General features: G+C 59.5%; 24 protein-coding genes. 11 read left to right on the top strand and 13 right to left on the bottom strand.

What is annotated here, in order from left to right; translation table 11 throughout:
- Nucleotides 1-236: 236 nt before the first annotated feature.
- Both EOS_RS42555 and EOS_RS42550 read right to left on the bottom strand, forming a co-directional pair.
- Nucleotides 237-1,166: a dTDP-4-dehydrorhamnose reductase family protein gene (locus EOS_RS42555; protein WP_047898259.1), complete on the bottom strand. Its 930-nt coding sequence runs from the start codon at nt 1,164-1,166 to the stop codon at nt 237-239.
- Nucleotides 1,163-1,369, bottom strand: coding sequence for a copper ion binding protein (locus EOS_RS42550; RefSeq protein WP_047898264.1), 207 nt, complete (start codon nt 1,367-1,369; stop codon nt 1,163-1,165). Before EOS_RS42550 ends, EOS_RS42555 begins: the two co-directional genes overlap by 4 nt.
- 97 nt (nt 1,370-1,466) lie before the next feature.
- On the opposite strand from EOS_RS42550, the gene cueR reads away from it, so the two are divergent.
- A complete protein-coding gene (gene cueR, locus EOS_RS42545; RefSeq protein WP_047898258.1) occupies nt 1,467-1,853 on the top strand; it encodes a Cu(I)-responsive transcriptional regulator in 387 nt (128 codons plus the stop codon).
- A 274-nt stretch (nt 1,854-2,127) separates the two neighbouring features.
- Entirely contained in the window at nt 2,128-2,274 is a 147-nt protein-coding gene (locus EOS_RS46050) for a DUF3563 family protein (RefSeq protein WP_087882081.1), read from the top strand.
- Between the two features lie 94 nt (nt 2,275-2,368).
- Here the strand turns inward: EOS_RS46050 and copM are convergent, their stop codons facing one another.
- The 3 genes from copM to EOS_RS42525 all read right to left on the bottom strand — a co-directional run bounded on the left by copM (nt 2,369) and on the right by EOS_RS42525 (nt 5,475).
- The gene (gene copM / locus EOS_RS42540) at nt 2,369-2,785 is read right to left on the bottom strand and encodes a CopM family metallochaperone (RefSeq protein WP_082163743.1); all 417 of its coding nucleotides are present in this window, start codon (nt 2,783-2,785) and stop codon (nt 2,369-2,371) included.
- A 738-nt stretch (nt 2,786-3,523) separates the two neighbouring features.
- A complete protein-coding gene (locus EOS_RS42530) occupies nt 3,524-4,369 on the bottom strand; it encodes a 23S rRNA (adenine(2030)-N(6))-methyltransferase RlmJ (RefSeq protein WP_047898257.1) in 846 nt (281 codons plus the stop codon).
- 134 nt (nt 4,370-4,503) lie between these two features.
- The gene (locus EOS_RS42525; protein ID WP_047898256.1) at nt 4,504-5,475 is read right to left on the bottom strand and encodes a potassium channel beta subunit family protein; all 972 of its coding nucleotides are present in this window, start codon (nt 5,473-5,475) and stop codon (nt 4,504-4,506) included.
- A gap of 255 nt (nt 5,476-5,730) precedes the next feature.
- On the opposite strand from EOS_RS42525, the gene EOS_RS42520 reads away from it, so the two are divergent.
- Entirely contained in the window at nt 5,731-6,528 is a 798-nt protein-coding gene (locus tag EOS_RS42520) for a 3-hydroxybutyrate dehydrogenase (RefSeq protein ID WP_047898255.1), read from the top strand.
- Nucleotides 6,529-6,548: 20 nt separating this feature from the next.
- Nucleotides 6,549-7,844: a DUF3734 domain-containing protein gene (locus EOS_RS42515; protein WP_082163742.1), complete on the top strand. Its 1,296-nt coding sequence runs from the start codon at nt 6,549-6,551 to the stop codon at nt 7,842-7,844.
- 89 nt (nt 7,845-7,933) lie between these two features.
- Here the strand turns inward: EOS_RS42515 and EOS_RS42510 are convergent, their stop codons facing one another.
- On the bottom strand, nt 7,934-9,133 hold the full coding sequence (locus tag EOS_RS42510; protein ID WP_047898254.1) for an amino acid aminotransferase: 1,200 nt from the start codon (nt 9,131-9,133) through the stop codon (nt 7,934-7,936).
- Nucleotides 9,134-9,587: 454 nt separating this feature from the next.
- Between EOS_RS42510 and uvrB the strand changes: the two genes are divergently transcribed.
- From uvrB to EOS_RS42480, 6 genes are all read left to right on the top strand, one after another.
- Nucleotides 9,588-11,681 carry an excinuclease ABC subunit UvrB gene (gene uvrB, locus EOS_RS42505; RefSeq protein WP_047898253.1) on the top strand — a complete coding sequence of 698 codons (2,094 nt, stop codon included), beginning with the start codon at nt 9,588-9,590 and terminating at the stop codon, nt 11,679-11,681.
- Nucleotides 11,682-11,995: 314 nt separating this feature from the next.
- Nucleotides 11,996-12,544: an iron transporter gene (locus tag EOS_RS42500; RefSeq protein ID WP_047898252.1), complete on the top strand. Its 549-nt coding sequence runs from the start codon at nt 11,996-11,998 to the stop codon at nt 12,542-12,544.
- Nucleotides 12,545-12,611: 67 nt separating this feature from the next.
- Nucleotides 12,612-12,959 carry a cupredoxin domain-containing protein gene (locus tag EOS_RS42495; RefSeq protein ID WP_047898251.1) on the top strand — a complete coding sequence of 116 codons (348 nt, stop codon included), beginning with the start codon at nt 12,612-12,614 and terminating at the stop codon, nt 12,957-12,959.
- An 81-nt stretch (nt 12,960-13,040) separates the two neighbouring features.
- Nucleotides 13,041-13,886: an FTR1 family iron permease gene (locus EOS_RS42490; RefSeq protein ID WP_047898250.1), complete on the top strand. Its 846-nt coding sequence runs from the start codon at nt 13,041-13,043 to the stop codon at nt 13,884-13,886.
- On the top strand, nt 13,883-15,289 hold the full coding sequence (locus EOS_RS42485; RefSeq protein ID WP_200908772.1) for a 4Fe-4S binding protein: 1,407 nt from the start codon (nt 13,883-13,885) through the stop codon (nt 15,287-15,289). Before EOS_RS42490 ends, EOS_RS42485 begins: the two co-directional genes overlap by 4 nt.
- 57 nt (nt 15,290-15,346) lie before the next feature.
- Nucleotides 15,347-15,760 (top strand): GlcG/HbpS family heme-binding protein, encoded by a 414-nt coding sequence (locus tag EOS_RS42480; RefSeq protein ID WP_047898249.1) that lies wholly within the window; start codon nt 15,347-15,349, stop codon nt 15,758-15,760.
- A gap of 288 nt (nt 15,761-16,048) precedes the next feature.
- On the opposite strand, the gene hemP is transcribed toward EOS_RS42480, so the two are convergent.
- The 4 genes from hemP to EOS_RS42460 all read right to left on the bottom strand — a co-directional run bounded on the left by hemP (nt 16,049) and on the right by EOS_RS42460 (nt 18,429).
- Entirely contained in the window at nt 16,049-16,306 is a 258-nt protein-coding gene (gene hemP / locus EOS_RS42475; protein WP_047898248.1) for a hemin uptake protein HemP, read from the bottom strand.
- 141 nt (nt 16,307-16,447) lie between these two features.
- Nucleotides 16,448-16,942: an SRPBCC family protein gene (locus EOS_RS42470; protein WP_047898247.1), complete on the bottom strand. Its 495-nt coding sequence runs from the start codon at nt 16,940-16,942 to the stop codon at nt 16,448-16,450.
- A 46-nt stretch (nt 16,943-16,988) separates the two neighbouring features.
- Nucleotides 16,989-17,399: an OsmC family protein gene (locus EOS_RS42465; RefSeq protein ID WP_047898246.1), complete on the bottom strand. Its 411-nt coding sequence runs from the start codon at nt 17,397-17,399 to the stop codon at nt 16,989-16,991.
- Nucleotides 17,400-17,556: 157 nt separating this feature from the next.
- Nucleotides 17,557-18,429, bottom strand: coding sequence for a pirin family protein (locus tag EOS_RS42460; RefSeq protein ID WP_047898245.1), 873 nt, complete (start codon nt 18,427-18,429; stop codon nt 17,557-17,559).
- 177 nt (nt 18,430-18,606) lie between these two features.
- Here EOS_RS42460 and EOS_RS42455 point away from each other — a divergent pair, with 177 nt between their 5' ends.
- Complete coding sequence (locus EOS_RS42455) at nt 18,607-19,569, top strand: LysR family transcriptional regulator (RefSeq protein WP_047898244.1); 963 nt, start codon at nt 18,607-18,609, stop codon at nt 19,567-19,569.
- 356 nt (nt 19,570-19,925) lie between these two features.
- Here EOS_RS42455 and EOS_RS42450 read toward each other — a convergent pair whose 3' ends face one another.
- The 3 genes from EOS_RS42450 to EOS_RS42440 form a co-directional block, all read right to left on the bottom strand.
- On the bottom strand, nt 19,926-20,351 hold the full coding sequence (locus EOS_RS42450; RefSeq protein ID WP_047898243.1) for an ExbD/TolR family protein: 426 nt from the start codon (nt 20,349-20,351) through the stop codon (nt 19,926-19,928).
- Nucleotides 20,352-20,363: 12 nt separating this feature from the next.
- Entirely contained in the window at nt 20,364-21,140 is a 777-nt protein-coding gene (locus EOS_RS42445) for a MotA/TolQ/ExbB proton channel family protein (protein WP_047898242.1), read from the bottom strand.
- 85 nt (nt 21,141-21,225) lie between these two features.
- Nucleotides 21,226-21,563: energy transducer TonB (locus tag EOS_RS42440; RefSeq protein ID WP_047898241.1), on the bottom strand; the 338-nt coding region annotated here is incomplete at its 5' end.

Raw genomic sequence — 21,563 nt, 5'->3', positions numbered from 1 at the left:
CCTGATCCGCTCTTTAGCACTTGTGTCCGTTTTCCCGATCCTCATTCGATGGTATATCGATGCTTCGGATCACTCATCAACCGCGTTTAGCGGACATACAAGACCGTCGTGTCAGAGGCGCCTCAAAATCGGTAAACGTCGTTGTCTTAGCGCATTCGTCCAGTAGCGAGCGTCGACGCGAGGGTGCAACGGACTGGAACATCGCTTCGTCGACAATGCCCGAATTTCGCTACCGCTCACAGACTTGTTGTCGGACGCGGCCAGTTTTGCATGACAGCGCGGATCGCGGCCTCGAAAGGTGTTCGCTGGCCGATCTTCAAGTCCTCCAACACATCCGATGCGAGATGACAGTTCCGCGGGCGCGGCGTGGCGTCGACCGGTTTGTGTTGCGCTGTGATCCGGGCATCGATGTTCAGTACGCGCGCGATGGTTTGCGCGATGTCGAACTTTGTCATCGGCTCATCGCCGGACCAGTGCGTCACGCCGTTCACCGACTCGCCAATTTCGTGACGCATCAGCAATTGCCGGATCACGACCGCAACGTCAGGCGTGAACGTGGGGTAGCGCGTCGCCCAAGCATCCATCATCGCAGGCGTCTCTCCACGCGCAGATTCCACGATTGCCGGCGTCAGGCTTGTCACCGCCGATTCGCCCCAGTCGATCACCGGACCATAAAGCAGCGGCAAACGCAGCACGCAGGCCTGCGCTCCTGACCGCAACAACGCCTGTTCTCCGTCAAGTTTGCTGCGACCGTAAGCGTTGAGCGGATTCGGGGCATCGTCGGGCCGATAGGGTGGTCGTGTGCCATCGAAGACATAATCGGTCGAGATCGAGAGCACCCACGAACCTATATCCTTCGCGGCGCTGGCGATAAAGCGCAACGCGTCGACGTTCAATGCCCGCGCAAGCGCCGGATCGTTCTCGCAAACGTCAGGACGTCGTTCAGCCGCAGCCACTACGATTGCGTCGGGCACTTGTTCCGAGATGAACGCGCGGACGGCGCCTTCATCGCGGATGTCGAGTGTGACGGTGTTCACGTCCCCATGACGAAACGCTGTTCGCACCACCTGCCACTGTGTTGCCGCGGCGAGTTCGTTCGCAACGGCGCGTCCGAGCAACCCAGACGCGCCGATCAATGCAACCTTGAAGCGTGCCCCCCGAGTCATGCTGCCTTCGCTGATACGACCGTGTAACCAGCGTCATCGATGGCTTCCTTGAGCGCGTCCAAGGTCTCGGTCGACGCCACGACAACACGCCCGTGCTCAAGATCCACTTGCACTTGCGCAACGGCGTCGATTTCGTGGATCGAGCGCGTCACGGCGGCGACGCAATGCTGGCAGCTCATACCTTCTACTTTAAATTCGGCCATGTCGATTTCCTTTGATTTGGTTTCGTAAGAGCGCACCATGCTATACCTTCCCATTGTTGGAAGGTGTAGAGTTTGTGAAAATTTAGGAGTGTCTGCTATGAACATCGGCGAAGCGGCCCGCGCGTCCGGCGTGACGGCCAAGATGATTCGGTATTACGAGAGCGTTGGTCTTTTGCCGCCGGTTGACAGGACCACATCGGGGTATCGGATGTACGGAACCCACGAAGTTCATGCGCTGCGTTTCGTTCGGCAAGCGCGTCGACTTGGCTTTCTCGTAGACGATATTCGCAAACTCCTGGCGTTGTGGCAGGACCGGCAACGCGCCAGTGCGGAGGTCAAAGCGATCGCGCTCGAACATGTCGCGGAACTGGACCGCCGGATCGCGGAACTTACGGATATGCGGAATACGCTGGCCCATCTCGCGGTCCATTGTCATGGCGACGAACGGCCAGATTGCCCTATTTTGGAAAGACTGGCGGAATGATCATCTTGGTGCGTTTGGTGATGTCCGTTTGCCGGATTTATGCACTATAAATGTGCAAAATTCGGTGAGTATGCAGAAAACCCCGGATAAAACTAGCGAAATCAACCACTTGTTCCGGGCCGGTGCATGCACCATTCCAAAAAAGAATGCACCCAATGCAGGCATTTCACTAACACCGTCAGCACGGTTAGTCTATAATCCGGGTTAACCCTTTCGAGGGATATCCCTGACCCGAACCGCCGGGGATTCATTTGAAATCCTTGGAGAAAAAATCATGTTTGCATTCCTGCTCGAAAAAGTCAGCATTTGGTTTGAAACCGCCGAACGCAATCGTCGCGAAGAATATCTGGCGCAATCGTCGGATATCGTCCAGCTCGAAAAGCGTATCCGTTCGCTGGAAACCGAAGGCTACTCGCTGTAATTTCGGCCGAAAGTATCCGGTCGAAACATTGAACAAGCCCCGCATGCGGGGCTTTGTCATTTTTGGGCTGCGCTAGGGAATCAGGCGGGGATGCTCACTTTTTCTTCTGCGGGTGCGCTGCGAGCCATTGCTTCATGAATGCAATTTCCTTGTCCTGCGAGGCGATGATCTCCTTGGCCAAGGCTCGCAACTTCGCGTCCTTACCGTACTTCAGCTCAACTTTTGCCATCGCGACCGCGCCTTGATGATGCGGAATCATGTGCGCGACAAAATCATGATCGGCGTCGCCGGTGTACTGAACGCTGGACATGCCGGACATCATCGAATGATCGGCAGCCTGGAATTCCTTCGTCGATGCAGGATCGCTCTGGCTGCCGCTTGAGGCGGACATGTCCATGCCCTGCATTGATGCTGACGATGCCGGCGTTTGTGCAAACGCGGCGGGCATCGATACAACGATTGAAACTGCAAACGCGCCAGCGACGGCGAGGAAGGTTTTCGGGAATGTCATCGAATCTCCTTAAGTGTCGACTTTCGAGAGAGCTAGCCTAAAGCTTGCCATCGCGGTAAGGTAAAGCGCATTTATATGATATGAACTGAATTGGCCGGATGTGCGCGTCGGCGATTATTCATTCGATAAGGGGGCGCTATGAGTCCAGAACTTCGACCGATCAAATGTGCGGCGACTGCGGCGCTTTGGCTGGTTTCGGGCTTAACTGCGTTGGACGCATTCGCGCAAGCGGGTGGTCGACCGCTCATTTTGGATACGCAGACCGGGATTCACAGCGGCGCGGGCGGTACTGTTCTGCAAACTGCGCCGCTCAATGGCTCGGGGTTGGTCCCAGCGCGTCCGATGGCAACGCTGCCCGAATTGCCGCAGCAAGATCAACAGACAATCGTGGTTTCGCCTTACATCGAACTTCCGCAGGGCGGGCAGGGATACGGCTCTTCCAGGGGATCGCAGTCATCGCCCTCCAACTATGGGCACCGGTCATATTCGGTGTCGCCGCATTCCGGCGGATCTTACGGCGTGCCGACCGGCACTCAAACGCAAGCCCAAACTCAAACGCAGCCAGCGTTGCCGCAAACCCCGCAGTCTTCGATCGTCATATCGGTACCCATCGCAGCGTCGAAACCCGTCGCAACGCCGAAACCTGCGGCTACCAAACCATCCCGGTCATCGGACCCGCACAGCGCGACTGGCACGGTCACCACGTCGCTGGATTAACGACGAACGACGTAGACGTTGTCAGTCACCGCGGTGTTCGAGTTTGAACGCCGCCTTGCTGTCCTGACCGAGCGCATCGACGAGATAAGGGAGCGTCTCTTTGAGCTCACCCGCAAGCGTGTACGGTGGGTTCACGATAAAAAGGCCACTCCCGAACAGGCCAAAGCCGTCAACAGGAGGTTTGCTCACCGTCAATGACGCGTGCAGCCAATTCTTGGGTTGCACACGCTTCAACTGATCGGCGAAACGCTGGGATTCGAGCCGGGTCACTTGCGGATACCAGATCGCATAAGTGCCGGTCGCGAAGCGCTTCAGGCTTTCCTCGAGGCAGTTCAGCGTGCGCGCGTAGTCGCGCTTGTCTTCGTACGACGGATCGATCAGGACGAGCGCGCGGCGCGGCGGTGGCGGTAACAGCTTGATGATGCCGTCGAAGCCATCGCCTTCGAAGAGCACTGCACGCCGGCCCGCGTCGCGGAAATTGTGGCGCAGCACGTCGATTTCGGTGGAGTGCAGCTCGAATAAGCGCATGCGATCCTGCTCACGCATCACTCGCCAGGCGAGATAGGGCGAACCGGGATAGAACTGCAGCGCACCGTCTGCATTAAGCGCCTTTACCTCTTTGACATAGTCCTTGAGCAAACCCGGCAAATCGCGTTTGGCCCAAATCTTGGCAATCCCCGTTTCGAACTCGCCCGTCTTGGTCGCAAAGCCGTCAGTCAGTGAATACACGCCGGCGCCGGCGTGGGTGTCGATATACCAAAACGCCTTGTCTTTTTGGGCGAGGTGTTGCAGCAACTGCACGACGACCGCGTGTTTCAGCACGTCTGCGTGATTGCCTGCGTGAAAGGCGTGTCGATAACTGAGCATGGCAAATGAATGAGCGAGACGAGAATGAGCGCGGCCTGAGCCAGACGGATGAAAGTGCCTAAGCGCACGAGATGCGTATAAACCGCACGGCGCACGCTGCGGGGTCGTTATTGTAGCCGACGACCCCGCGTGTCTTAGACGAACGCGTCGCCGACGATTTCCTCGATACGCTGCTTGATCTCCGGCGTGATCTTCTGCACGACGTCGATAGCCTTCATATTCTCGTGAATCTGCTCTACCCGAGACGCACCCGTAATCACGGTGCTGACATGCGGATTGAGCAAAATCCAGGCTAGCGAGAGCTGCGCAAGCGAGCAGCCGAGCTGGTCGGACACTTCCGCGAGCTTCCCGACAATGTTGTTCGCGCCCTTGTCCGTCAGCTTCTTCGACAACCACTCGTAACCCTGAAGCTGTGCGCGACTATCTGATGGCACGCCATCGCGATATTTGCCGGTGAGCAGCCCCGACGCAAGTGGGCTCCACGTCGTCAGCCCAAGTCCGATGTCTTCGTAGAGCCGCTTATATTCATTCTCGACCCGCTTACGATGCAGCAGGTTGTACTCCGGCTGTTCCATCACGGGTTTGTGCAGATGGTGCCGCTCGGCGATGTCATACGCCGTGCGAATCTCGTCGGCGCTCCATTCCGAGGTGCCCCAATACAGCGCCTTGCCCCGCGCGATGATGTCGCTCATGGCCCAGACGGTTTCCTCGATCGGCGTATGCGGATCGGGCCGATGGCAGAACACGAGATCGACGTAATCGAGTTGGAGACGTGCAAGCGATCCGTCGATGGCGTTATGCAGGTACTTGCGACTGAGCGTCTGCTGCTGGTTCGGGCCTTCGTTGAGCCCGAAGAAAAACTTGGTCGACACCACGTAACTCACCCGCGGCCATGCGAGTTCCTTCAACGCGCGCCCCATGATTTCTTCGGACTTGCCTTTTGAATAGACCTCGGCGTTGTCGAAGAAATTCACCCCGTGGTCGCGGGCTGCAGCGAGCGACTCGCGCGCCGCGCGATGATCGACCTGCGTGCCGTAAGTCACCCACGAGCCGATCGACAATTCGCTGACCTGCAAGCCGGAACGTCCAAGCCGACGATAGTTCATGTTCGTGATCTCCAGTTTCGGGTTTTAGTTGCACCAGGCGGGTTTCAAAGCTTAATCCGAATTCACGATTCGTGTGCCGACGCCCTGCGTATTGCCCTTTTCCTTCATCGCGTTTGTGCAAGAACCATAACGCGGCCCGGTGGCGTTGCGGTGGCGTCGAATAGCTGACCGAACGGTCTATGACATTTATCGAGGTTGATCGGCGCGGCGTTGCGTGGTTTCATTGTTCGAATCTGACACCGAGGAGGGCGGCACATGACATCTCTGAATACGAGTCTGGCGGGCAAGGTGGCGGTGGTCACGGGCGCAGCGAGCGGGATCGGCAAGCAAATCGCCCTGACTCTGGCCGAGGCCGGCGCGGCGGTCGCCATAGCGGATCTGAACCAGGACGCGGCCAACGCCGTGGCCGAACAGATCACCTCGCAGGGCGGCCGGGCGTTGGGTGTCGTGATGGACGTCACCGACGAACAGGCGGTGAATACAGGTATCGATCGGGTGGCGGCGCAATTCGGCTCGGTCGATATCCTGGTGTCGAATGCGGGCGTGCAGATCGTCAATCCGATCGAAAGCTATGCGTATTCCGACTGGAAGAAGATGCAGGCCATTCACGTCGACGGGGCGTTTCTAACCACGAAAGCCGTGCTCCAGCACATGTACAAGGACGATCGTGGTGGTGTGGTGATCTATATGGGATCGGTGCATTCGCATGAAGCGTCGGCGCTCAAGTCTGCGTATGTCACGGCCAAACACGCGTTGCTCGGGCTGGCTCGCGTGCTGGCAAAGGAGGGGGCGAAGCATCATGTGCGCTCGCATGTGGTGTGTCCGGGTTTCGTGCGCACGCCGCTTGTCGACAAGCAGATTCCCGAGCAGGCGAAGGAACTTGGTATCAGCGAAGAAGACGTGGTCAAGCGTGTGATGCTGGGCGGCACGGTCGACGGCATCTTTACAACGGTGGAAGATGTGGCGCAAACGGTTCTGTTCCTGGCGGCGTTTCCCACGGCAGCGCTCACCGGCCAATCGATTGTGGTGAGCCACGGCTGGTACATGCAATAAGGCTTGAACAAGGGGTTTTGATGGCAGAGCGAACGAGCAGTGCGCGCGCAAGCAGTGGGACGAAAGGAACCAAACGAGCGAAGGCGACGAAAGAGCCTCGCAACGTGACGACCCTCGATATCGGCGAACCGCCTGAGGCATTTGCCTCGGGCGGCCCTGAGGCGGACAAGCGCATCAAGGTGCCGCCGTATGAAACCATCGCGTTGATGCTGCAGGGTGGCGGAGCGCTCGGCGCTTATCAAGCGGGCGTATATCAGGGGTTGAACGAGGCCGGCATTCACCCGAACTGGATTGCAGGGATCTCCATCGGTGCGTTGAACACGGCAATCATCGCGGGGAACGCGCCGGAGGATCGCGTGCCGCGTCTGCTCGAGTTTTGGGAGACGATCTGCCAGCCTGCCTTCATGCCGCCGTTGCCCGCTTTCGTCGAACACGCGTTCTTCAATTCCACCGACGAGATTCGCAAGGCTTTCACTGCAATGCAGGCGGCGAGTGCGCTGGTAGAGGGGCAGAAGGGATTTTTCGTGCCACGGTTCCCGCCGCCCTCGCCGCTGGCTACGGGGGACCCGGGCGCGGCGAGCTTCTATGACACGCGTCCGCTCAAGGGAACGCTCGAACGGTTCTGCGATTTCGACCGGATCAATTCGCGTGAGACCCGAGTCGCGGTGGGGGCAGTGAACGTTGCTACCGGCAATTTCGCGTATTTCGACAACACCCGCATCAAGTTGCGCGCGGAGCATTTCATTGCGTCGGGCGCCTTGCCGCCGGGTTTCGCGGCGGTTGAAATCGATGGCGAATATTTCTGGGATGGCGGGCTGATGTCGAATACGCCGCTGTATGAGATTGTGCAAGCCACGCCGCGTCGCGACACGCTCGCATTCCAGGTCGACCTGTGGAGCGCGCGTGGGCCGGTGCCGGACAGCATTGTCGATGTGATGGGGCGCGTGAAGGACGTTCAGTATTCCAGCCGGACGCGACTTGTTACCGACACCATGCAGCGCTCGCAGCGATTTCGGAACGTATTGAGGGAAGTGCTGGACAAAGTACCGCCCGATATCCGCAAGAGCGACCCATGGTGCAAGACGGCGGAGGAGCTTGCGTGCTCAAAGCGTTTTAACGTGATTCACCTCATCTACCGGCACAAGGAGTACGAGGGGCATTACAAGGACTATCAGTTCGGGTTGTCGACCATGCGTGAGCACTGGGAAAGCGGCTTGTCCGATATCCGCGGCACGCTGAGTCATCGTGAGTGGCTCGATATGCCGAAGAACGATTCCGGCTTTATCACGCACGACATTCATCGAGACGAGCGTTAGGAGGGGTAGTCCGGCGTCTTCAGCAAATCGGGAGCCTCAAAAAAAAACGGCGCTCACACGGAGCGCCGTTTTCGACACCGCAAACGAACTTACTTCAGCACGGTCGCAATAGCGTTCGCCACGACTTCGAGGTTGCGCGTGTTCAGCGCGGCTACGCAGATCCGGCCCGTGCCCACGGCGTAAATCCCGAACTCCTCGCGCAAGCGATCGACTTGCGGTGAAGTCAGCCCGGAGTACGAAAACATGCCGCGTTGACGGTTCACGAAGCTAAAGTCGCGCTCCACGCCTGCCGCTTTGATCTGCTCGACCAGGCCGTTGCGCATTGCGCGAATCCGATCGCGCATTTCGCCAAGTTCCTGCTCCCACGTGGCGCGCAATTCGGGCGAAGCGAGGACCGCGGCGACAATCGAACCACCGTGCGTCGGCGGGTTCGAATAGTTCGTGCGGATCACGCGCTTGAGTTGCGACAACACGCGCGCAGCTTCTTCCTTGGCGCTCGTAATGATTGACAGTGCGCCCACGCGTTCGCCGTACAGCGAGAACGACTTGGAGAACGACGATGACACGAACACGTTGATGTCGGTCTTGGCGAACAGACGTACGGCGGCTGCATCGGCGTCGATGTTTTCGCCGAAACCCTGGTACGCGATATCGAGGAACGGCACCAGCGAGCGCGCTTTGACCGTTTCCACGACCTGTTGCCATTGCGCCGGGGTCAGGTCGACGCCGGTCGGGTTGTGGCAGCACGCATGCAGCACGACGACCGTTCCGGCCGGGTAGCTGTTGAACGCTTCCAGCATGGCGTCGAACTTCACGCCGTGCGTGGCTGCGTCGTAATACGGGTAGTTCAGCACCTCGAAGCCGGCGTATTCGAACAATGCGCGGTGGTTTTCCCAGCTCGGGTCGCTGATCGCGACTTTGCCCGTGGGGTTCAGCCGCTTCAGGAAGTCGGCGCCGAGCTTAAGCGCACCCGTTCCGCCGAGCGCCTGCGCCGTGATCACGCGGCCATCGGCGATCAGCGGCGAGTCGTTGCCGAGCAGCAGTTTTTGCACAGCGGCGTCGTAGGCGGCAATGCCTTCGATTGGCAGATAACCACGCGGCGCAGCCAGTTCCACACGAGCCTTTTCGGCCTCGCGAACCGCGCGCAGAAGCGGAATCTTGCCTTCTTCGTTGAAATACACACCCACGCCGAGATTGACCTTGGTTGTGCGCGGATCGGCGTTGAAGGCTTCGTTCAGGCCCAGAATCGGGTCACGGGGGGCAAGCTCGACGGCTGAGAAAAGAGACATGATTTATCGGCGGTAGTGGAAAGTCGGCACGGGCGGTCGGGATGGGAAATCGGCTGCTCGAGCGCTGCAAGCGGACCTTGAGGAGCCAACAAAACTCCGTCCCATCAATGAAAACCCCGGTTCGGCATTGTAACGAATTGGGCGCTGCTTTTCGGCCTCGCGAATTGGAAGAAACCGGTGATTTCGCTATTTTTTTCCGTCGATTTCGCGACTTTTCGCGAGAACCGGGACGACTGGCCACAGCGTACCGGAACATTCTCGCCAAGCTTTCATCCGCCAAAACAATCACTTGCGATTTAGCGTCGACGCCTCATCTTGGAAACATCGGGCATCGCGCGAAAGCTTGGCGCACGTCGCCTGAAATCCGTTCCGACAATCCTGATCCACCGTCAAACTTGCTCCAGCGCGAACCGCTAGAATGGATGTTTGCTCTCGGCCAAGGCACCTTTCCCTCATGTCCGATACCCCGCTAATCGAAGCCTCCGACACGCTCGACGAATCCAAATTCGTCACCTTCGAAGGCTCGCCGTTTCAGCTCTATCAACCGTATCAGCCCGCGGGCGACCAGCCGACGGCGATCGCGACGCTCGTGGAAGGGATCGAGGACGGTCTGTCTTTTCAGACGCTGCTCGGCGTAACGGGCTCCGGCAAGACGTTCACCATGGCGAACGTGATTGCGCGCATGGGCCGGCCGGCTATTGTGTTCGCGCCCAACAAAACGCTCGCCGCACAGCTATACGCGGAGTTTCGTGAGTTTTTCCCGCGTAATGCTGTCGAATACTTCGTTTCTTACTACGATTATTACCAGCCAGAAGCGTACGTTCCGCAGCGTGATCTGTTTATCGAGAAGGATTCGTCGATCAACGAGCACATCGAGCAGATGCGGCTTTCGGCGACGAAAAGCCTGCTGGAGCGGCGCGATGTGGTGATCGTGGCGACGGTATCGGCGATCTACGGCATCGGCAATCCGTCGGAATATCACAAGATGATCCTGACGTTGCGTACCGGCGACAAAATGGGCCAGCGCGACATCATCGCGCGTCTGATCGCGATGCAGTACAACCGCAACGAAGCGGATTTTTCGCGCGGGAGCTTCCGTGTGCGCGGCGACACCATCGACATCTTCCCGGCCGAGCACGCTGAAATGGCGGTGCGCGTAGAGCTGTTCGACGACGAAATAGAGTCGATGCAACTCTTTGATCCGCTCACCGGCCGCGTGCGCAACAAGATTCCGCGTTTCACCGTGTACCCATCGTCCCACTATGTGACGCCGCGCGACACCGTGATGCGCGCCATCGAGACGATCAAGCTGGAATTGCGCGAACGGCTCGAGTTTTTCCACAAGGACGGCAAGCTGGTCGAGGCGCAGCGGTTGGAGCAGCGCACGCGTTTCGATCTGGAAATGCTGCAGGAACTGGGTTTCTGCAAAGGCATCGAAAACTATTCGCGGCACTTTTCCGGCGCGGCGCCGGGTGAGCCGCCGCCGACGCTCGTCGATTATTTGCCGCCCGACGCGCTGATGCTGCTCGACGAGTCGCACGTGCTGATCGGCCAGTTGAACGGCATGTACAACGGTGACCGGGCGCGTAAGGAGAATCTCGTCGATTATGGTTTCCGGATGCCGTCAGCGCTCGATAACCGCCCGCTCAAGTTCAACGAGTTCGAGCGCAAGATGCGCCAGGCGATTTTCGTCTCGGCCACGCCGGCCGATTACGAAAACCGCACGGCGGGGCAGGTTGCCGAACAACTCGTGCGGCCGACCGGCCTGGTTGACCCGGAAATCGAAGTGCGCCCGGCGCGCTCGCAAGTGGACGACGTGCTCGGCGAGATCAACGCGCGCGTCAAGGTGCACGAGCGTGTGCTGGTAACGGTGCTGACCAAGCGCATGGCCGAACAGTTGACCGAATTCCTCGCGGATCACGGCGTGAAGGTGCGCTATCTGCATAGCGATATCGATACGGTCGAGCGCGTGGAAATTATCCGCGACCTGCGTCTTGGCACGTTCGATGTGCTGGTCGGGATCAACTTGCTTCGTGAGGGGCTGGATATTCCGGAGGTGTCGCTCGTCGCGATCCTTGACGCCGACAAGGAAGGTTTCCTGCGCGCGGAACGTTCGCTGATCCAGACGATCGGCCGGGCGGCCCGGAACGTGAACGGCAAGGCGATCCTCTATGGCGACAACATGACGGATTCGATGAAGCGCGCGATCGGCGAGACCGAACGGCGCCGCACGAAGCAGATTGCGCACAATCTCGCGATGGGTATTACACCGCGCGGCGTAACCAAGCGGATCAAGGACATCATCGACGGTGTCTATAACGCCGACGACGCACGCGCCGAATTGAAGGAGGCCCAGACGCGCGCGAAGTTCGAAGATATGTCCGAAAAGCAGCTATCGAAGGAAATCAAGCGGCTCGAAAAGCAGATGATGGATCACGCGAAAAATCTCGAATTCGAAAAAGCCGCCCAGACCCGCGACCAACTGTCGCTTCTGCGAGAGCGCGTGTTTGGCGCCAATGTGGGCGACCACATTACGGGCGCCAGCTAAACGTAAGGTGTCGGAGCAAGCAACGCGGCCAACCCGATCGGGCTGGCCGCGTTGTTGTACGCAAAATCCGACCCCAAAAAACCTCTGCCTATCTCATAACCCAACTGCCACAAGGCTCGTTGGTCTCCATCGAATTGTTCCGCCGTCCGATCGATGCTAAACTCCGCAAATATTGAGAATGGTTCGTATTAAGGTTGTAGGTTACATTCTCATTGCGATTTCCCATCATCAACATCGGGGTTGATCGGTGAACTGACCGGATCGGATCGAGCGCTCGCAGCGCATGTCCGATCAATAACAAGACGGAGTGACGGATGCAGGTTTCAACTTTTGTACGCGGCTCGGTGGCCGCAGCCGCGTTTGCGGCAATGGCGTCGGCATCGGCTGCCGAATATCCGATCGGCAAGCAGAACATCCAGAACGGCATTGAAGTCGGCGCGGTTTATCTGCAGCCGATCACCATGGAACCGGAAGGCATGATGCGCAAGGCCTCGGATTCGGACATCCACCTCGAAGCCGACATCCACGCCGTGAAGAACAACCCGAACGGCTTCGCCGAAGGCGACTGGATGCCGTACCTGCAAGTGACGTACGAGCTGACCAAGGTCGGCACGACCCAAACCATCAAGGGCGACATGATGGGAATGGTCGCAAGCGATGGTCCGCATTACGGCGACAACGTGAAGCTGTTCGGCCCGGGCAAATACCACCTGAAACTCAACATTGCGCCGCCGATGCAAACCGGCCACATGGCGTTCGGCCGTCACGTCGACAAGGAAACGGGCGTGGGTCCGTGGTTCAAGCCGTACACGATCGAATACGACTTCCCGTTCGCCGGCATCGGCAAGAAGGGCGGTTACTGAGTATTGGATTCAGGTGTCCGGGGTGAGGGCAGAATCCTGACCCCGGCGTCGCAGCCAGGAAGCATGCATGAAACGTAAATACAAGTTGGTCGCCGCCTCGCTGGCCATGGCGGCCGGATGGCTCGTCAGTGCGGCTGCAGCGCAAGCCGCCGATCTGCCGACCTTCAAGCTGGAAATGAACGACGGCAAGCTGAATCCCGCGCGTATCGAAGTGCCGGCGGGGCAGCGCTTCAAGATCGAAGTGCACAACGTCGGCAAGGGCGCGGCGGAATTCGAAAGCATTCAGTTGCGCAAGGAAAAAGTGCTGGCGCCGGGCGCCGATTCCTTCGTCGTGATCGCGCCGCTGGACAAGGGCGAATACAAGTTCTTCGACGATTTTCATCAATCGGCGCAAGGCGTCATCGTCGCAAAGTAAGGTCATACCGGGCCGGATTGTGCGTTGTATGTAAAGCGTCGGGCGCAGACCGAATCGGCTAGCAAGAGCGGGAGATAAGTGATGGGTCAGGTTCTTTTCATCGTGTGGCGGGAGAGTGTCGAGGCGCTGCTGGTCGTCGGCATCCTGTATGCATGGCTGAAAAATGGCGATGCCGATGCACGTCGCGGCATACCGTATTTGTGGGCCGGCGTCGCGGCCGGGTTGCTCGCGGCGGTGACGCTGGGCGCGGTGCTGATCGGGTTCACGGAAGAATTGTCCGGCGATGCGCAGGACTATTTCACGACCGGCATGGTGCTGGTGGCGTGCGTGCTGATCGTGCAGATGGTGCTGTGGATGAAGCAGCACGGGCGCTCGATGAAACGCGACATGGAAGCGTCGCTGCAAAAGAGCAAGCAGGACGCGAACTGGTGGGGCGTGACGTTGCTGGTCGCGCTCGCGATCGCGCGTGAAGGCAGCGAGACCGTAATTTTCCTGTACGGCCTGGGCTTCGGTCAGTCGGGTCACGTCGATCCCATGCAGTACCTGGCAGTCGCGATCGGTCTTGCGCTGGCATTCCTGACGTTCTATCTGCTGCAGCTTGGCGGCAAGATCTTCTCGTGGCGGCTCTTTTTCCGCGTGACGGAAATCATGCTGCTGTTCCTCGCGGCCGGCTTGTTCGAAACGGGTGTCGATAAACTCATCGACAAGGAAATCCTGCCCGTCGTCATGAATCAAGTGTGGGATACGTCCTGGTTGCTCGACGATTCCAGCACCTTCGGTTCGCTGGTCGCGTCGCTCACGGGTTATCGGGCGCATCCGGCCGGCATGAACCTGATTGCGTACGCGGTGTATTGGGCCGTGATCTTCCTGCTGCTGCGGCGCTCGAAAAACCGGACGGCGCAAAAATCGGCGAGACGCGTGGCATGAGCTATGTCATGAATCGGCCCGGCCGGCTGCAACAAGCCGGGCAATGGATGCAACAACACGGCAGCGTGATCCGCGGCATTCAGTGGGTCGTGGTCGCCGTGTATGCGTTCCTGATTCTGGTTCCAGCCGTCCTGCCGCTGCCGGACGGCACCGCGCATCTCTGGACCAACCTGACGCTGGCTGCACAGTTTGTGTTCTGGGGCATCTGGTGGCCGTTCGTCCTGCTTTCCATGGTGATGCTCGGCCGCGTGTGGTGCGGCGTGCTGTGTCCCGAAGGCGCGTTGACCGAGTTTGCGAGCAGGTTCGGCCGCGGCTGGGCGATTCCGCACTGGTTGCGCTGGGGCGGCTGGCCGTTCGTCGCGTTCGGCATCACTACGATCTATGGCCAGATGGTCAGCGTCTATCAGTATCCGAAAGCCGTGTTGCTCGTGCTGGGCGGATCGACAGTCGGTGCAATGATCATCGGCGCGTTGTATGGCCGCGAGAAGCGTGTGTGGTGCAAGTATCTCTGCCCCGTGAACGGGGTATTTTCGCTGCTGGCGCGGCTTGCGCCTTTTCACTACAAGGTCAACGAGGACGCGTGGCGCCGCTCGTATAAAGAGGGCGAGCGCGGGCATCGCGTGATCCCCGTCAACTGCGCGCCGCTCGTGCCGCTGCGCGCCATGAAAGGCGCGTCGGACTGCCATATGTGCGGCCGTTGCAGCGGCCATCGGGACGCTATTTCGCTGGAATGGCGTTCGCCCTCGGCCGAAGTCGTGCAACTCGGCGATAAACAAGCTAATCCGTGGGACACCGCGCTCATTCTGTACGGCTTGCTGGGCATCGCTATTGGCGCGTTCCACTGGACCGTGAGCACGTGGTTTGTCGAGCTGAAGCAGATCTTCGCGTCGTGGCTGATCGATCGCAACATTCTCTGGCCGCTCGACACGAACGCGCCGTGGTTCCTCTTCACGCATTACCCCGAACAAAACGATGTCTTCTCGTGGCTCGATGGCAGTATGGTCGTGGGTTATATCGTCGTGACGGGGTTGGTGTATGGCACCGCGCTGCTGGCCCTGCTGGCCGCCGGCACGCGCGTGCTCGGGCGCTTCGATTTCACGCGCCTGCATCATCTGACGCAGGCGCTGATTCCCGTGGCGGGCTGCGGCGTGTTCCTGGGTTTGTCGGCGACCACGGTGTCGCTGTTGCGCGCCGAACACTTGCCGCTCTGGTGGGTGACGGACGTGCGTCTGGGTTTGCTCGGCATCGCGAACCTGTGGAGCGCGTGGCTCGCCTGGCGTGTCATCGGCCGGTATGCCTCGGGTCGCTTTGTGTTGCAAAGCGTTGCGATGTTGTGGTTCATCGCCGCGCTCGCCGTTGCCGATAGCGCCTGGTACCTGATGTTCTGGGGCTTTTCGCGGTAACGTTGCGGGTATCGAGCCAATCGATATCTCAACGCAACGATTCCAACAGGTGACGAAATGAGAACGAAACCCGCATTGACCGATGTCGACGTGAAGACCATCGCGGCCGCTGCCGAAGCGCATGCGCTGGCGAACAAGTGGAACGTGACGATTGCTGTCGTCGATGACGGCGGTCATCTGCTTCATCTGCACAGGCTGGACGGCGCAGGCGCGAGCACGGCCGAGATGGCGACGGGCAAGGCACGTACCGCCGCGCTAGGCCGGCGCGAAACGAAAGTGTATGAGGACATGATCAAGCAAGGCCGCGTCGCGTTTCTGAGCGCGCCAATGACTGCCATGCTGGAAGGCGGCGTGCCGATCGTGGTGGGTGCGGATATCGTCGGCGCGGTGGGTGTGTCGGGCGTGAAGTCGGATCAGGATGCGGCGGTGGCGCGAGCGGGCATCGCGGCGCTGGGAATCGAGAGCGTCTAAATTCTTCAAGATGGGAGGCTGATCGAATCCAATCGGCCTCCCCCCAAAAAAAGCACGTTTTCGCGAGAAAACATGCTTTTTTTGCATAGCTAATGGTGCTTTTCAAAGCACACGGCGGGAACCAAAAAAAGCGGCTTCGCTGGCTATCGACGGCTGGCTGGTGTGTGCACGAAGGGGTCTAAATTCTCGCGTGCAAGCCGTCATTTGCTGGCTAGTGCCAAACACCTCTCGAAGAGGTGGTCCCCACAATACCCGGTACTGCAATTCTTTCGTGATGCCCAATGCTCGTTACTTGGTGAGAATCAGCTTGCCCAGACGCGTGGCGCGCAACTGATACGTCTCACCGTTATGCACGATGCTGATGTGACTATGACCTTGCAGCAGCGTGTCGCTGCGTAGCGAGCGCTCGCCGTTCTCCGAGGACACGTTCGATGGTGCTCGCGCAGTCGTTACAGCGGCGGTGCGGGCCCGCGTAATGGTCGCTGCCGCGGAGCGCTCGACCGGGCGACGCAGCCGAAGCGTATTGGAGCGCAGGATGTCGGTCATGTCGAAGAGTCCGTTCGTTGAGTCGATGGAGTAATCTTAATGATAACCATTCTTATTTACAACAACGAAGTTTTCATCGATCACACGTTTCGATAGTCAGTGACTGTCTGACTATCGAAACGGTCGAAACATGATTGCGCTTTAGTGCAGCGGACCTTCGAGCGTGCTGCCGTGAGCGAATTGCCGGATCAGCCGGACGGTGTCGATATCCGCTTCCCGATACGCCGACTTCACGATCTCTTGCGTCTGCAGGGCGTCGGCGCTGGCCTGGGGATCGTCGGCGACGGGCAGGGTAGTGGCGTAGGTGAAGCGCAGGAACAACTGAAGCTCGTCCGGTTGCTCGATCGTCATGGTCAGCGAGCCGCCCACGTACTCGGCGGTCGGCAGGATGTCGTAGCGCACGCTGCTTTCGGGGATCAGCGTCACGCGGTCGCGCACGATAGCCTGACCATAGTGCAACTCGCGTTCGAGCACGTCGCCGTCACGTGACAGGATCGCGCATCGATCCAGGCCGATCACGAACAGTTGCGGCTGTTCCGCGCGCAGCACGAGCCCGTGCCAGACCTGTTCGCGGGTCATCGATTCCACGAATGGATTGAGCGGATCGTTGATCTGGATGAGGTGTTCGAAATTCAAAACGACAGTTTCCTTGGGTTGTTCGATTAGCCGGCCATCGCGAGGATCACGCGGGGGTAAGGCCCGAATGGATCATGATCGTGCCGCTGAGAATCTTGTGTACAGGACACGCATTCGCGATTTGCAAGAGCCGTTCCCGCTGGGTGGTATCGAGTTCTCCGGTCAGCAGGATCTGGCGGTCGATCACGGTGCCTTCGGGCGTTGTGTCCAGTGTGAGCGTTACGTGCACTGCTTCGAGCGGCCACGCCTTGTGCTTGGCATACATCTTCAGCGTGATCGACGTGCATGCGCCCAGGCTCGACAGCAACAAGCTGTGGGGAGTAGGGCCGGTATCTGCGCCACCGTGTGTGGACGGTTCGTCGGCGAACCATTCATGCTCGCCGTCGCTCAGCGAAACCTGGAAATCCGTTGCACCAATACTGGCGCTGATAAGCGGCGTCACAAACTTTTCGGACATGCAGTACTCCAGGGCTGAGTGATTGGCGGACGGTATCGAATGAAAAAGCAGACGATAAAACGGCGCGGCACGAACGACTATTGTGACGCAAATAGTGTCATTCGTGCCGCGCCGGTGAAACGAGCACGGTCTGACCGCTCAACGGCGGCGAGCCTGCTTAATGGTTGATCGTGCCCATCCGCCCCTCCTGATAGTCGACCACGGCTTGCCGGATCTCATCTTCCGTGTTCATCACGAATGGACCATAGCGCACCACCGGCTCCTTCAACGGCACACCGCCGAGCAGCAGCAATTCGAGCGGCTCGTCGCCTGCAGCGAACGTCACCGTGTCGCCATCGTCCTTGAACACGATCATCTGCCGCGCACCCACGGCTTGCTTTGCCTCGCCATACAGGCCCTCGCCCGACAACGCATATCCGAACACGCGAAAGTCGCGCGGCACCGGATGCACGATCGACGCGCCGGGTTCCAGCGAAAAGTGCTGGTAAAGAATCGGCGTGCGCGTTTCGATAGCCGCCTTCACGCCTAGCGCTTCGCCCGCGATCACTTTCACGCGCACACGGCCGTCGTCGCTAGTAGCAACCGGAATGCGCTCCGATGCAATCTCCTGATAATGCGGCGGAATCATCTTGTCGCGCTTGGGCAGGTTCACCCAAAGCTGCAAGCCGTGCACGCGGCCGCCGGTGCGCGTGAATTCCGGATCGGGCATTTCGCTGTGGACGACGCCCGCGCCCGCCGTCATCCACTGCACGTCGCCCTGACGCAGCGTGCCGGAATGTCCTGCCGAATCCTTGTGGCCGAACTGGCCCTCGAGAGCGTACGTCACGGTTTCAAACCCGCGATGCGGATGATCGGGCGCGCCTTTAGCCTCGCCGGGCGCGTAGTCGACGGGTCCCATTTCATCCAGCAGCAGGAAAGGGTCGAAGTCCATCAACAGCCGCGTGGGGAACGGGCGATGCACGACAAAACCGCCGCCCTCCACGGTGCGGAGCGCCGGAACAGTGCGTTCGATACTGCGTGTAGTGTCCATTTTGTCCTCGCGTGTGGCCGTCGTGGCCGATGCAACAAGTAGGGCGCCGCTGGATCATTAGCGCCAAATTTAAAACATAGCGCTATTATATGGATCGAATTTCGGGGAAAAAGCCGTCCCTCCGCAATGGATTGTCCCACCTGTGAGACAACCAAGAACCCGAGTAGAACTGACCGCATGAAACCTGACTCGCACGACCTCAATGACCTGATGTACTTCTCGTATGTCGTCGAGCACGGTGGTTTCTCGGCGGCGGAACGTGTGCTGGGCATCTCCAAGTCGCGTTTGTCGCGACGGGTGTCGGAACTTGAAACCTCTCTCGGCGTGCGGCTGATGCAGCGTTCCACGCGCAAGCTTGCGTTGACGGAGGCCGGCCAGCTCTTCTACCAGCATTGCAAGGCGATGCTCGCCGAGGCGCAAGCCGCCGTCGATATCGTGCATAGCCTGCGCGATTCGCCGCGCGGCAGTGTGCGAGTCAGCGTGCCGGTGACTTTGGCGCAGACGTTTTTATCGGCGGTAATGCCGGACTTTCTGCATCGATACCCCGAGGTTCGCGTGATCATGAGCGTGACGAATCGTGTGATCGATCTGTTCGAGGACCCTATCGACGTTGCATTGCGCGTGCGCTCCGAGCCACCCGTCAATTCGACGATCGTCGCGCGGCCGCTGTGGCGCACGGAACAGATGCTGGTTGCCGCGCCTTCACTGCTCAAGCCGAACGCGCCGCCGCTCACGCCGTCGGAACTGGCGCAATTCGATACCATCGACACCCCCTCCAGCGATGGCCGCCACGTTTTCCGGCTGATCGCACCCGACGGCACGCGTCACGAATTCGAGCACGAACCGCGCCTTGTCACGGCGGACCTCGGGATGATCCGCGAAGCCGTGATGCGCGGCGTGGGCATCGCGGCGTTGCCGGAGATGATGTACGGCGCGGCGCTGCGTACCGGCCAGATGTCGCCGGTCATGCCCGGCTGGACGTTTCCCACACCGCAGCTCTATGCGGTGTTTTTGTCGCGGCAGGGCATGGTGCCGGCGATTCGCGCGTTCGTGGATTTTCTGGTGGAGTCGATCAATGACAGCAATCGCTTCCCGGGAGAATGTCCTCTCCAAGTAGAGCCCGCTCGCGAAACAGTGTGACTAATCACGGCGAATCAATAAGTTTCTGACATTGAAGCGTGCGTTTGCGATGGTCAGATTCAATCGCCGCGCGCTTGAACGCGCTGTGCTCGGGCGGTATATTGAAATCTCTTCGCTAAGGAGCTGCTTATGCGAAAACTCACGGCCACTTTTATAGTAGGCCTGATAGGGCTAATAGCGCTGTCCGTGTCGAGCACGGCTGTCGCATGTGGCGATACTGCGGGTTCGAGCTACTCGAGTCCAAAGTAACCGCTAGCCCGAATGTGCCGGCGCGCACACAAAAAAAGGCCTTCATCATTGCGATGAAGGCCTTTTACTTCGGGGCTGCCGATTTCCTTCGCGCAAACCGCGCTGCGCTACTTTCCGCCTGCCCGAGGCTCGGTAACAAAGCCGATCTTCGATAACCCGCCGCCTTGCGCGGCCGACATTACATCGGCGACGCGCTCATACGGCACCTTGCGGTCCGCGCGCAAACGCAATTCCGGCTGCGGCGTCTGCTTCGAGGCGTTGGCTATGCGCGCCTGCAGGGTGGCATCGTCGACCTTCTGGTCGTTCCAGAGTACGGTGCCGTCCGCTTCGACGGCAACGTCCACGTGTGCCGGCTTCGTGTCTTGCGGCTGGCTACTCGCTTTCGGCAAGTCGATTTTGACCGCATGATTGATCGCCGGAATCGTGACGAGAAAGATGATCAGCAGAACCAACATGACGTCGACGAGCGGTGTCATGTTGATCTCGCTCATCATGCCGTCGTCCTCGTCGCTGGAGAAAGGGCTCATGGCCATGGCGACCTCCCCTTAGCTCGCACGCGATGCGGGCTGCGCGGCACCGGAAACCGATCCCGAAGCGACGCCAGTGGCCAAGCGCAAGCCATCTCCGCGCTTGCTCGACGCCAGCTTGGTGCCCGTGACGAAGAACGCATGCAGGCCGTGCGCGAAGCGGTTCAGCTTCGTCACAATGGCCTTGTTCCAACGGGTCAGCGCGTTATATCCGAGCACCGCCGGAATCGCGACGAACAGGCCGAAGGCCGTCATGATCAGCGACTCGCCAACCGGTCCCGCGACTTGATCGATGGACGTCTGGCCCGTCGCGCCGATGGTCAGCAGCGCGTGATAAATCCCCCACACGGTGCCGAACAAACCGACGAACGGCGCAGTGCTGCCAATTGACGCGAGCACGGCGAGCCCCGCCTGCATGCGTCCCACGCCTTCGTCCATGGTGTCCTTCAGGCAGCGCGTGATCCAGTCCGACACGTCCATGCGGTCATGCAGATGCGGTTGCGTCTGATGGTGGTGATCGGCCGCATCCTGGCCGGAGAGGGCGAGCGCGAGGAACGGGTTGTCCTGCGCGTTCGCGGAATGGTTGCTCAGCTTCTTGATGCCGTCGGCGAAATCGTCCGAATGCCAGAACGCCTGCTCCGCGTTTTTCGTGAGGCGTTTCAAGCGCAGCACGTTCAGGCCCTTCACCAGGATCACTGTCCACGACAGGATCGACATGATCGCCAGCGCGAGCGCGATACCCCGCGTGACGAAATCCCCTTGCGCCCAGACATGCGCCAAGCCGTAGTTTTGCATTGCAGTTCCTGTGTAGATATCTAGAAATTGGGTCGAATTTTTTAGTGTCTGTTCAGCGTTCGTTGGACGGGTCTCGACTGGTGCGCTAGTCGTTCAGCGAGAACACGAACGGCACGGAAGCGGCGGCGCGAATCGCTTCGCCGTTTTCCTTATAAGGTTTGCAGGCGCTCGAGCGCACGGCATCGAGCGCGGCCGCATCCAGTCGCGACGAACCGCTGCCTTGCTTCAGTTCGACGTTCTCGATCTTTCCCGTCAGTCCGATGACGAACTTCACGATAGCCGTACCTGACTCCCCGCGACGTCGAGACAGAGCCGGATAGTCTGGCGCGCCAATGTTGCAATCGAGATGCGCGACGTCCTTTGGTGCGTTGATCGCCATCGTCGGACGCCCGATGGCCGGCGCTGCGGTGGCCGGTGCTGCAG

Source organism: Caballeronia mineralivorans PML1(12) (assembly GCF_001028175.1).
GTDB classification, from domain to species: Bacteria; Pseudomonadota; Gammaproteobacteria; order Burkholderiales; family Burkholderiaceae; genus Caballeronia; species Caballeronia mineralivorans.
This window is presented reverse-complemented; position numbering and strand designations above follow the sequence as displayed.

Bases quoted from the DNA above. Each gene is read 5' to 3' on its own strand.
- EOS_RS42495 (WP_047898251.1), top strand. From the start codon at position 12,612: ATGAAACGTAAATACAAGTTGGTCGCCGCCTCGCTGGCCATGGCGGCC.
- hemP (WP_047898248.1), bottom strand. From the start codon at position 16,306: ATGACCGACATCCTGCGCTCCAATACGCTTCGGCTGCGTCGCCCGGTC.
- EOS_RS42460 (WP_047898245.1), bottom strand. From the start codon at position 18,429: ATGGACACTACACGCAGTATCGAACGCACTGTTCCGGCGCTCCGCACC.
- EOS_RS42530 (WP_047898257.1), bottom strand. From the start codon at position 4,369: ATGCTCAGTTATCGACACGCCTTTCACGCAGGCAATCACGCAGACGTG.
- EOS_RS42550 (WP_047898264.1), bottom strand. From the start codon at position 1,369: ATGGCCGAATTTAAAGTAGAAGGTATGAGCTGCCAGCATTGCGTCGCC.
- EOS_RS42515 (WP_082163742.1), top strand. From the start codon at position 6,549: ATGGCAGAGCGAACGAGCAGTGCGCGCGCAAGCAGTGGGACGAAAGGA.
- EOS_RS42525 (WP_047898256.1), bottom strand. From the start codon at position 5,475: ATGAACTATCGTCGGCTTGGACGTTCCGGCTTGCAGGTCAGCGAATTG.
- EOS_RS42510 (WP_047898254.1), bottom strand. From the start codon at position 9,133: ATGTCTCTTTTCTCAGCCGTCGAGCTTGCCCCCCGTGACCCGATTCTG.
- uvrB (WP_047898253.1), top strand. From the start codon at position 9,588: ATGTCCGATACCCCGCTAATCGAAGCCTCCGACACGCTCGACGAATCC.
- EOS_RS42520 (WP_047898255.1), top strand. From the start codon at position 5,731: ATGACATCTCTGAATACGAGTCTGGCGGGCAAGGTGGCGGTGGTCACG.
- EOS_RS42490 (WP_047898250.1), top strand. From the start codon at position 13,041: ATGGGTCAGGTTCTTTTCATCGTGTGGCGGGAGAGTGTCGAGGCGCTG.
- copM (WP_082163743.1), bottom strand. From the start codon at position 2,785: ATGACATTCCCGAAAACCTTCCTCGCCGTCGCTGGCGCGTTTGCAGTT.
- EOS_RS42445 (WP_047898242.1), bottom strand. From the start codon at position 21,140: ATGCAAAACTACGGCTTGGCGCATGTCTGGGCGCAAGGGGATTTCGTC.
- EOS_RS42485 (WP_200908772.1), top strand. From the start codon at position 13,883: ATGAGCTATGTCATGAATCGGCCCGGCCGGCTGCAACAAGCCGGGCAA.
- EOS_RS42555 (WP_047898259.1), bottom strand. From the start codon at position 1,166: ATGACTCGGGGGGCACGCTTCAAGGTTGCATTGATCGGCGCGTCTGGG.
- EOS_RS42455 (WP_047898244.1), top strand. From the start codon at position 18,607: ATGAAACCTGACTCGCACGACCTCAATGACCTGATGTACTTCTCGTAT.
- EOS_RS42465 (WP_047898246.1), bottom strand. From the start codon at position 17,399: ATGTCCGAAAAGTTTGTGACGCCGCTTATCAGCGCCAGTATTGGTGCA.
- cueR (WP_047898258.1), top strand. From the start codon at position 1,467: ATGAACATCGGCGAAGCGGCCCGCGCGTCCGGCGTGACGGCCAAGATG.
- EOS_RS42500 (WP_047898252.1), top strand. From the start codon at position 11,996: ATGCAGGTTTCAACTTTTGTACGCGGCTCGGTGGCCGCAGCCGCGTTT.
- EOS_RS42480 (WP_047898249.1), top strand. From the start codon at position 15,347: ATGAGAACGAAACCCGCATTGACCGATGTCGACGTGAAGACCATCGCG.
- EOS_RS46050 (WP_087882081.1), top strand. From the start codon at position 2,128: ATGTTTGCATTCCTGCTCGAAAAAGTCAGCATTTGGTTTGAAACCGCC.
- EOS_RS42450 (WP_047898243.1), bottom strand. From the start codon at position 20,351: ATGGCCATGAGCCCTTTCTCCAGCGACGAGGACGACGGCATGATGAGC.